The organism is Bacillus sp. JJ864 (assembly GCF_036963045.1).
GTDB classification, from domain to species: Bacteria; Bacillota; Bacilli; order Bacillales; family Bacillaceae_G; genus Bacillus_A; species Bacillus_A pseudomycoides_C.
In genome coordinates, this window is record NZ_JBALLY010000110.1 from 20,995 (window position 1) to 29,631 (window position 8,637).

The 8,637-nt window shown below is 36.7% G+C and carries 13 protein-coding genes and 1 pseudogene; 5 read left to right on the forward strand and 9 right to left on the reverse strand.

All coding sequences use genetic code 11. From position 1 onward, the window contains the following. Nucleotides 1–3: 3 nt before the first annotated feature. From spoIIIAB to V7024_RS16905, 3 genes are read right to left on the reverse strand one after another with little or no spacing between them, the layout of a single operon-like run. On the reverse strand, nucleotides 4–519 hold the full coding sequence (gene spoIIIAB, locus V7024_RS16895; protein WP_098914762.1) for a stage III sporulation protein SpoIIIAB: 516 nt from the start codon (nucleotides 517–519) through the stop codon (nucleotides 4–6). Then, nucleotides 516–1,439 (reverse strand): stage III sporulation protein AA, encoded by a 924-nt coding sequence (gene spoIIIAA, locus V7024_RS16900; protein WP_335522014.1) that lies wholly within the window; start codon nucleotides 1,437–1,439, stop codon nucleotides 516–518. The genes spoIIIAB and spoIIIAA overlap by 4 nt, the downstream gene beginning before the upstream one ends. A gap of 21 nt (nucleotides 1,440–1,460) precedes the next feature. Beyond that, complete coding sequence (locus V7024_RS16905) at nucleotides 1,461–1,742, reverse strand: YqhV family protein (RefSeq protein WP_035429538.1); 282 nt, start codon at nucleotides 1,740–1,742, stop codon at nucleotides 1,461–1,463. Nucleotides 1,743–1,940: 198 nt separating this feature from the next. Between V7024_RS16905 and V7024_RS16910 the strand changes: the two genes are divergently transcribed. Continuing rightward, nucleotides 1,941–2,261 (forward strand): hypothetical protein, encoded by a 321-nt coding sequence (locus V7024_RS16910; RefSeq protein ID WP_335522017.1) that lies wholly within the window; start codon nucleotides 1,941–1,943, stop codon nucleotides 2,259–2,261. A 42-nt stretch (nucleotides 2,262–2,303) separates the two neighbouring features. Here V7024_RS16910 and efp read toward each other — a convergent pair whose 3' ends face one another. The 4 genes from efp to V7024_RS16930 are packed head-to-tail and all read right to left on the reverse strand — an operon-like array spanning nucleotide 2,304 to nucleotide 4,924. Further along, the gene (gene efp / locus V7024_RS16915) at nucleotides 2,304–2,861 is read right to left on the reverse strand and encodes an elongation factor P (protein ID WP_335522019.1); all 558 of its coding nucleotides are present in this window, start codon (nucleotides 2,859–2,861) and stop codon (nucleotides 2,304–2,306) included. 20 nt (nucleotides 2,862–2,881) lie between these two features. Further along, nucleotides 2,882–3,943 carry a Xaa-Pro dipeptidase gene (gene pepQ, locus V7024_RS16920; RefSeq protein ID WP_335522021.1) on the reverse strand — a complete coding sequence of 354 codons (1,062 nt, stop codon included), beginning with the start codon at nucleotides 3,941–3,943 and terminating at the stop codon, nucleotides 2,882–2,884. 3 nt (nucleotides 3,944–3,946) lie between these two features. Then, on the reverse strand, nucleotides 3,947–4,387 hold the full coding sequence (gene aroQ, locus V7024_RS16925; RefSeq protein WP_335522023.1) for a type II 3-dehydroquinate dehydratase: 441 nt from the start codon (nucleotides 4,385–4,387) through the stop codon (nucleotides 3,947–3,949). 51 nt (nucleotides 4,388–4,438) lie between these two features. Then, a complete protein-coding gene (locus V7024_RS16930) occupies nucleotides 4,439–4,924 on the reverse strand; it encodes a YqhR family membrane protein (RefSeq protein ID WP_335522026.1) in 486 nt (161 codons plus the stop codon). Nucleotides 4,925–5,163: 239 nt separating this feature from the next. Between V7024_RS16930 and V7024_RS16935 the strand changes: the two genes are divergently transcribed. Beyond that, on the forward strand, nucleotides 5,164–6,087 hold the full coding sequence (locus tag V7024_RS16935) for a DUF1385 domain-containing protein (RefSeq protein WP_098914775.1): 924 nt from the start codon (nucleotides 5,164–5,166) through the stop codon (nucleotides 6,085–6,087). An 81-nt stretch (nucleotides 6,088–6,168) separates the two neighbouring features. Next, nucleotides 6,169–6,573 carry an SA1362 family protein gene (locus tag V7024_RS16940; RefSeq protein WP_335522028.1) on the forward strand — a complete coding sequence of 135 codons (405 nt, stop codon included), beginning with the start codon at nucleotides 6,169–6,171 and terminating at the stop codon, nucleotides 6,571–6,573. 36 nt (nucleotides 6,574–6,609) lie between these two features. Here the strand turns inward: V7024_RS16940 and mntR are convergent, their stop codons facing one another. Further along, nucleotides 6,610–7,038 carry a transcriptional regulator MntR gene (mntR, locus tag V7024_RS16945; protein ID WP_020061595.1) on the reverse strand — a complete coding sequence of 143 codons (429 nt, stop codon included), beginning with the start codon at nucleotides 7,036–7,038 and terminating at the stop codon, nucleotides 6,610–6,612. A gap of 144 nt (nucleotides 7,039–7,182) precedes the next feature. Continuing rightward, a pseudogene (locus V7024_RS16950) lies at nucleotides 7,183–7,368 on the reverse strand (spore photoproduct lyase family protein); the annotation flags it as partial. Between the two features lie 107 nt (nucleotides 7,369–7,475). On the opposite strand from V7024_RS16950, the gene V7024_RS16955 reads away from it, so the two are divergent. After that, a complete protein-coding gene (locus tag V7024_RS16955; protein WP_335522030.1) occupies nucleotides 7,476–7,793 on the forward strand; it encodes a PadR family transcriptional regulator in 318 nt (105 codons plus the stop codon). Nucleotides 7,794–7,798: 5 nt separating this feature from the next. Then, the gene (locus tag V7024_RS16960; protein ID WP_335522032.1) at nucleotides 7,799–8,470 is read left to right on the forward strand and encodes a DUF1129 family protein; all 672 of its coding nucleotides are present in this window, start codon (nucleotides 7,799–7,801) and stop codon (nucleotides 8,468–8,470) included. The last annotated feature ends 167 nt before the right edge of the window (nucleotides 8,471–8,637 follow it).

Here is an 8,637-nt window from a genome sequence, read left to right on the forward strand (position 1 = left end):
CCCTTACAACAGTAAAATTACGATAAGTAATCCTGCTAACACTCCTAAACTTTTCATCATCTTTTCGTACTGAATTTGCATTTCCTTTGCTTCTCCTTCTTCTCTCTCTAAATGGGTAATACATAAACGAATATGCTTTTGCTGTGACTCACGATCATGTTGTCCTAGCGTTTCTCCAAATTGCTGTAAAATCTCATATTCTGTTTGCTTCAATGCTGTAAGTTTCCAATTTTCTTGTAAACTATCCATCCATGCTTCCCGAACCGTTTGCTCTCCCCTTTCTAATCGTTCATGAAAACTATGAAATAACCAGTTCAAAGGCTTTGGCATTTGTTTTACAAGACGTGCAGCTGCCTCTGACAATGGAGTATGTCCATACATAATTTCCGCCTCAAGTGATTGAAGAGCTGCCTTTAACAACCGTAGTTGGCGAGGACGCTCACTATATTTCTTCGCATATGAAAAACCAAAAAATGTTGATACAGCCACAATAAGTGCAGCACCAAAAAATTTAATCATACACTCAGCACCTTCTCTCCGCGGCGAATCGGTTTTCCACTGCCATCCTTCATATTCATAATCGTTCCTGGTCCTTTTATTTTAGAAAGCTCGATAAAGCGTTCAAATACGCCCAGTTCTATGATTTTCCTTAACGAAGGTCGTTTCAGTATATCTTCATGCTCTTTTCCATGTACACTAGTAAACAATTGAACACCAGCATGAACAGCTTCCATAATTGCTTCGCTATCTTCTGGCCGGCCGATTTCGTCAACAATTAATATATCGGGACTCATTGAACGAATCATCATCATCATACCTTCTGCTTTTGGACATGCATCTAGCACATCCACTCTTGTTCCAAACTCATATTGCGGCACCCCTTTCACGCACCCCGCAATTTCTGATCTTTCATCTACAATACCAACTTTACAAGAGGGGATATGTTGCCTTGGAACACCTGCACTCATGAGGCGCGCTACATCACGCAGTAATGTTGTTTTACCTGTTTGCGGCGGGCCGATAATCATTGTATTCAGCCAATGCTTCTCATATAAATATGGTATAAGCGGCTCAGCAATCCCTTTTTTTTGCCGAGCAATTCGAACATTAAATGACGCCACATCCCGAATCATTTTCACTGCGCTCTTTTCCATAATGACTTTGCCCGCTAAACCAACGCGATGCCCTCCGCGCAGTGTAACATACCCTCGCTTTAATTCTTCTTCCATCGTATAAAGTGAATATTGACTCAGCTTATTCAGCAAATACGCTGCGTCTTCTCTCGTCACAATATAGTTATAAAAATGCGCTTCCCCGCGCGCAATACATTCAAGCGGTCGACCAATCCGAATCCGAATTTCTTCCAATCCGTCACATTCTTTATAGTCTCGTATAAAATGTTCAATTTGCTTTGGCAACATCTCTAATACTTCTTTCATAGCTCTCTCCCCATCACATCGCTATTTCAGTACCGCAATAAAAATACAGCCAATTCCAAGCGCCAAAAAAAATAATTTCAAAAAAGAAATTTCATTCGTAACGCTCGCAATTCCAATTGACATCGTTACAATTAAAACAGTTGGGCCAACAAATGCTAGCATGCCATTTACAAACAACGCTTTTTTTGCATCATTGAAATACAACATAAGCAAAGCGGCGAAAATTTCCATGCTTCCCGAGAAGATCCTAAGAAGCGCCATTACAAGCACAGACGTTTCAAATGCCGCCAGCCACTGTTTCATCCTCTCACCTTCTCTCGTTATCCTTACACCGTCCTAACAGCACACATATATCCCGTTCAAACAAGATAAAAGAGTACGTTTGTACAACCATATGCACAGGTTGTCTATTTCAGAAGTGAAAAAGAAATTTTTAAATTATCAAATAAAGATAAGTTGTTATTTGCAAAATATGGTATATTGAAATAAAAGGATAAATGTATGAAAATTCTTAAAATAACACTTGCACTCATTATAGAAGTGGCTATTATTTTCTTATTTGCCAAATTTGTTAATTGGACATTTATGGAAATTTTCTTTTTAGGGAGTTTAGCCATTTTCGGACTCACATGGCTGTTTCTTTTAAATATGAACCGAAACGCGAATATAGATCGTACCATTACAAAAAGTTTGTCGGGGGTTAACAGCGGAGAAGTAACACCTTTTCAAATTCGAATGAATCCCTATATGACAGGGACTCTGCTGCTACTTACTATTAGCTGTATTATTACTGTCATTTATTACCTACCTTATTTTACATAAAAAAACACTCGTGGATCATCAATTCCACGAGTGTTCTTTTAATTACGCACGAGAAACGTATTTTGATTCTCCTGTGTTAATAATAAGCATTTCACCTTCATTAATGAAGATCGGTACTTGTACAACTAGACCAGTTTCTAATGTAGCTGGTTTTGTTACGTTAGAAGCTGTATCACCTTTAATACCTGGCTCCGTTTCAACAACTTTTAACTCAACAGTGTTTGGAAGTTCTACACCAAGTACTTCGCTTTGATATGTCATGATTGATACTTCCATGTTTTCTTTCAAGAATTTTAATTCATGTTCGATTTGCTTATCAGCAAGTTCGATTTGCTCGTATGTTCCGTTGTCCATGAATACATGAGCTTCACCGCTTGCATATAAATATTGCATACGACGGTTTTCGATATGCGCTTTTTCTACTTTTTCACCAGCACGGAATGTTTTTTCTTGAACAGAACCTGTGCGAAGGTTACGTAATTTAGAGCGAACGAACGCTGCACCTTTACCTGGTTTTACGTGTTGGAAATCTATAACCTGCCATAGGCCGTTGTCCACCGAAATTGTTAATCCTGTACGAAAATCGTTTACTGAAATCATGCAAAAAATCCTCCTGTGTATTACAAAATGATAAGTTCTTTTGGAGATTTAGTTAACACTTCATTACCTTCAGCTGTTACTATAATATCATCTTCAATGCGAACTCCGCCTATATTTGGAATATAAATTCCCGGTTCTACAGTGACCGCCATTCCTGGCTCAAGTACCGTTTCAGAGCGGAATGCTAAGCTTGGTGCTTCATGAATTTCAAGACCAATTCCATGACCTGTAGAATGCCCGAAATACTCACCATATCCTTTTTCAGTTATGTAGTCACGTGTTAATGCATCTGCTTCACGACCAGTTAAACCAGCTTTAATACCGCTTACACCACGTAATTGTGCTTCTAATACGATATTATAAATTTCCTTTAATTTATCAGACGGCTCACCTACTGCAATTGTACGAGTAATATCGGAACAATATCCTTTATAGTAAGCACCGAAGTCTAATGTAACAAAATCTCCCTTTTCTATCAACTTTTCAGATGCCACGCCGTGCGGCAATGCTGAACGAAGTCCCGAAGCAACGATAATATCAAACGAAGAAGAGGTTGCTCCTTGCTTTCTCATGAAAAATTCAAGTTCATTTGACACTTCAATCTCAGATACTCCCGGGCGAATAAATGATAGAATATGTTTAAAGGCAGCATCTGCAATCTGTGCAGCTTCCTTTAATATCTTAATCTCTGAATCAGTCTTAATCAAGCGTAACTTTTCTACAATACCAGAAGTTGCAACAAATTCTGCATCAACTTCTCCTTTATATGCCGTATAAGAGCTGTATGTAAGAGTATCTTGCTCAAAGCCAAGCATTTGAATTCCTAAGTCTTTTACTTGTTTGGCAACTTCTTCAAGAATCGTACCTGTATGCTGTACGATTTCATAACCAACCGCTTGTTTTTGCGCTTGTTCAACGTAACGGAAATCTGTAATAAATAAAGCGCGTTCGTTTGAAATTAATACAACGCCCGCTGTTCCTGTAAAGTTTGTCATATATCTACGACTATGTTGATTCGTTAATAAAATACCATCAATACCCGCTTCTCCAAATGCATTTCTTAATTTTGTAAGTTTCTCCATGAATTACGCCTCCCGAATTTTCTCCGCTAATGCAAGTAACGCTAAATGATAGCCATACAAACCGAATCCTACAATTTGCCCCGCTGTGACCGGCGCTGTAACAGATACGTGGCGAAACGATTCGCGCTGGTGAATATTTGAAATATGTACCTCAATAACAGGAATCGAAACACTTGCAATTGCATCACGAATTGCATAGCTATAATGCGTAAATGCTCCTGGATTTAGAATAATTCCTTTATATGTACCCTCAGCCTCATGAATGATATCAATAATGGCACCTTCATGATTAGATTGGAAACACTCTAGCTCCACTCCCAAATTTTCTGCTTGTTGCTTCATATCTGTTTCTAATGACGCTAACGTCCCCGTACCATATACATTAACCTCTCGCACACCGAGACGGTTTAAATTAGGACCGTTAACGAGGAGCAACTTCTCCATATATCTAACTCCTTAATAAAAAAATGTCTATATAATATTCTACCATACCTCTCACTTATTTGAATAGTTCGTCTTCTCTTCATCCCTTGTACTAATATTGTTATTCACCTCAAATGAGACGGAGTACGCAATAAAAACGCCATATAAAATAAAAATACATGCCGTTGTTACAATCGTTTCCTTAGGCATTTCCATCATGCTTTTTATAACTGGTGCAACAGGTGGAATTGCAAAGAATAATAATCCCCACCATAAAAGCCCATATAAAATACCTGGAATTAAACCTTCAAACTTACCCAAAACTGCTTTATATATAAACGCCAAAAGAATTGAAAGTATCCCCATACATATAATACCAGCTATATTTCCCCATGCCCCTTCTTTCCAATCTCCAAGCGCAAACGGGAGCAACAAATAATTAGGTCCCAGGGCAGTAAAAGAAAAAATATGAAGAAAGTACCAAACAGCTCCCCAAAATAAGCCTCCAAACACACCTATTTGGACAATTTTTTTCGTAACAGATTGTTCTTGTTTCACATCCACACCTCCGCCTACTAGTATGTCCGAAACTTATTTAAAGCATGTTTAAATACTGCGGGATTTGTCTATAAAAAGAATAGAAAATGTCCGCCTAACCTGTTGATTTTCCTTGTCAGAAGTGCACTTTTGTCGATAAAATAAAGGAAACTGTAGTGATGTCATACAATATAATGACATCACCTAGAGTCGCTACCTCTTTTCTGATAAGAGAGAATCAAATACAGGTTGGTGTTGACATGACAGAGAAGACAAAACAAATCTACGGCGGTCAGGCGGTAGTAGAAGGAGTTATGTTTGGCGGTAGAGAATATACTGTTACAGCGATTCGTCGTAAAGATAAATCTATCGAATTTTATCGATTACCTCGCGTTCGTAATAAAGTATCATCTATGTTTAAAAAAATTCCATTTCTACGCGGAATCGCAGCAATTATTGATGCAAGTGCAAACGGAGCAAAGCATTTAAATTTTGCTTCAGAACGCTTTGATGTAGATCCTTCAGAGGATGCACAATTCGCACAGAAAAAAGAAGAACAGTCAAAGTTAACGATGATACTTAGCGTTGCAGCAGTCGGTGTTTTATCCTTTATCTTCGGAAAAGTGATTTTCACGGCAGCTCCTGCACTTTTAGCAGAACTAACAAGACCTGTTTTTCCATCTCATGCAGGGCAAATCATTGTTGAAAGTATTATTAAACTTATGTTATTGCTTAGTTACATTTATTTTGTTTCATTGACTCCACTTATTAAACGTGTATTTCAATATCACGGAGCAGAACATAAAGTAATTAATGCCTATGAGAACAATCTTCCATTGACAGTAAAAAACGTACAAAAACAAACCCGTCTCCATTATCGGTGCGGCAGTAGCTTTATTTTATTTACTGTTATTATCGGAATGTTTGTATATTTTCTCGTTCCAACCGATCCTCTTTGGGTTCGCGTTTTAAATCGTATTTTGCTCATTCCTGTAGTGCTAGGTATTTCATTTGAAGTGTTGCAATTTACAAACAGCTTACGAGGTGTTCCAGTGCTCCGCGCATTAGGATATCCTGGCTTATGGCTTCAGCTGTTAACAACGAAAGAACCAACAGATGATCAAGTTGAAGTAGCAATTGCGTCATTTGAAGAACTACTGCGTCTAGAAGGAAAACAGCAATAACTTTTTCATAATGTTATTCAATTCCGTAGCCTTTCGTTAATAAACTAATTAAAATATCTTTCATTTTAGGAGGTGTTCCTTATGAACGGTCGCTCATTTATGTTCGCTCTATTTGTTGTAATTGTTGGATTGGCAATATTTAACCTTGTATCATTCACAATTGAAGACCCAATGGGAGTTGTAAAAAACATTATGATCATGCTCGTTGTTGTTGGAGTCTTTTATTTACTTTATAAAATGCTTACAAGTTCGAGCAGTTCAGCTAATAACTCACAATCTTCCTACAAACGTGCTGCGAAACAATCGAACCGAAAATATGGAAAACAAAATGTAACACCCCTAAGTAACAATCCGTTAAAGAAAAATGCTTCCGATACGAAAGGAAAGAAAGGAAATACTTCCTTCCTAAAACGAAAAAGAAAGCAATCTCATTTAACAGTTATTGAAGGTAAAAAAGGAAAAAAGAAAGACCGCGCTTCTTTTTAAGAAGTGTGGTCTTTCTTTTTTATTCAATATGTTCAATTACTGCGCTTGTTCTTCATTTGCCTTTTGAACACTACGAAGCTTTTCAATACGTTGCTCATCTTGCTCAAAATACTGCACTAAATCGCCAATACGATCGATAGCTTCCCAGCTTAAATGATGCTCAATTCCTTCTACATCATTATAAATCTTACTTTCATCTACACCGATAATACGCATAAACTGTTCTAACAATTCATGACGATAAACAAGGCGCTTACCAATCTTTTTCCCTTTTGTTGTTAATACAAGCCCTCTATATTTTTCATAAATTAGATATTCATCTTTATCAAGCTTTTGTACCATTTTTGTTACAGAGGATGGATGTACACTAAGCGCTTCCGCAATATCAGATACACGGGCATATCCCTTTTCTTCAATTAGCAAATAAATTTGTTCGATATAATCTTCCATACTAGGAGTAGGCATCGTTTTCCTCCATCCAATTCAGTTTATAAATTCCGTACTAAGCAATCAATAAAATGATACAACAGAAAGGATATTGTGACAAGGGTGGAAACAAGCCCATTTTTCAAAAATAAAAAAGAACCCACGCACATAACGTAGGTTTTATTAAGTAAAATACTGAATTTCAGCATTTGGAAAATATTCATGAATATAACCTCTAATTGTTGCTTCTATATTCGTTCCGTCATCTTTTTGATATACATATTTCCCAATTCCATATCTTCCCCATTTGTATTTTCTTCTTCCCTCGTCCATATCGAGCTTTGTGTTTGGATAGCGCTGCTGGATTACTTATTTTGCTGGTTACCCGCTTCAGTAACTTGCAAGACAAGTTACTGAATGCTATAATCCAAATAACAACTACCTTGCAAGGCAAGTTACCTGGAGGTGCTAACATAATGCACAGTCAAATGTTAAAAGGTGTGCTGGAAGGGTGTATTTTATATATCATTTCACAAGAAGAAGTGTATGGATACGAACTCAGTACAAAATTACATCAACACGGCTTTACATTCGTCAGTGAAGGGAGTATCTATCCTCTATTGTTACGTATGCAAAAAGAAAAACTCATTGAAGGCACATTAAAAGCCTCCAGCCTTGGACCGAAGCGTAAATATTATCACGTTACAAAAAAAGGATTTGAACAGCTGGAGGAATTTAAAAAAAGCTGGGATATGGTATCAACTACGGTAAATCAGTTATTAAAGGGAGAGTGAAATGAATGGAAGCAAAAGACATGATTGAGCTCAATAATAAGAAGCGTGAGCTATTAACAGAAGAAAATGAAGCAGCATATGGGGATATGCTCGTTTACCTTCGATTAGCTAATGTTCCAGAACAACAAGTAGAAGAACTATTACTAGAAATTTTAGATCATCTTCTTGAAGCGCAAGAGGAAGGTAAAAATGCTTACGATGTATTTGGAAAGGATTTACGTGCTTACTGTGATGAGGTAATCGCAGCACTTCCAAAACAGAATAGATGGCAGCGCCTTGCTATACCAACGTTTATGAGCAGCTATTTACTCGCTATATTTTTTGCAATTAATTCTCTCACTGCTTTTATTTTACCTTTTTTCTTTGAAAACAAACGATTTCAAACCGTACATCTAAACCTTTTATATGTATTGGTGCTAACTATCGCTATACAAATTGCTGTTAGTTTTGTATTCGATTTCATAAAAGGAGATTTATTTAATAATTCTACAAATAAATGGAAACGTATATGGGTATTTCTATTACAAAAAAGCCCATGGTTTGCACTAATCATTGGTTCCTTTTTCTTTTTAGAACATCCATATGTCAGTTATCAACTCTCTCCTTGGATAGGAGCAATACTGGCTATCTTCTTTTATCTTTTTTATAAAATTTGTTTTAAACGTGTAAAGTTTTAACTCCAAATGTTTATATATAACTTCAAGATTTTAACAGCCTATTTTACAGGCTGTTTTTCTTCTGTCTAATTTTACAAATTAAAAAATTTCATAAACAAAAAAAGAAAAATGCAAAATAATTAAAGTAAATTGTTGACGTGATGCTTTTATTATCGGTATCATATTTC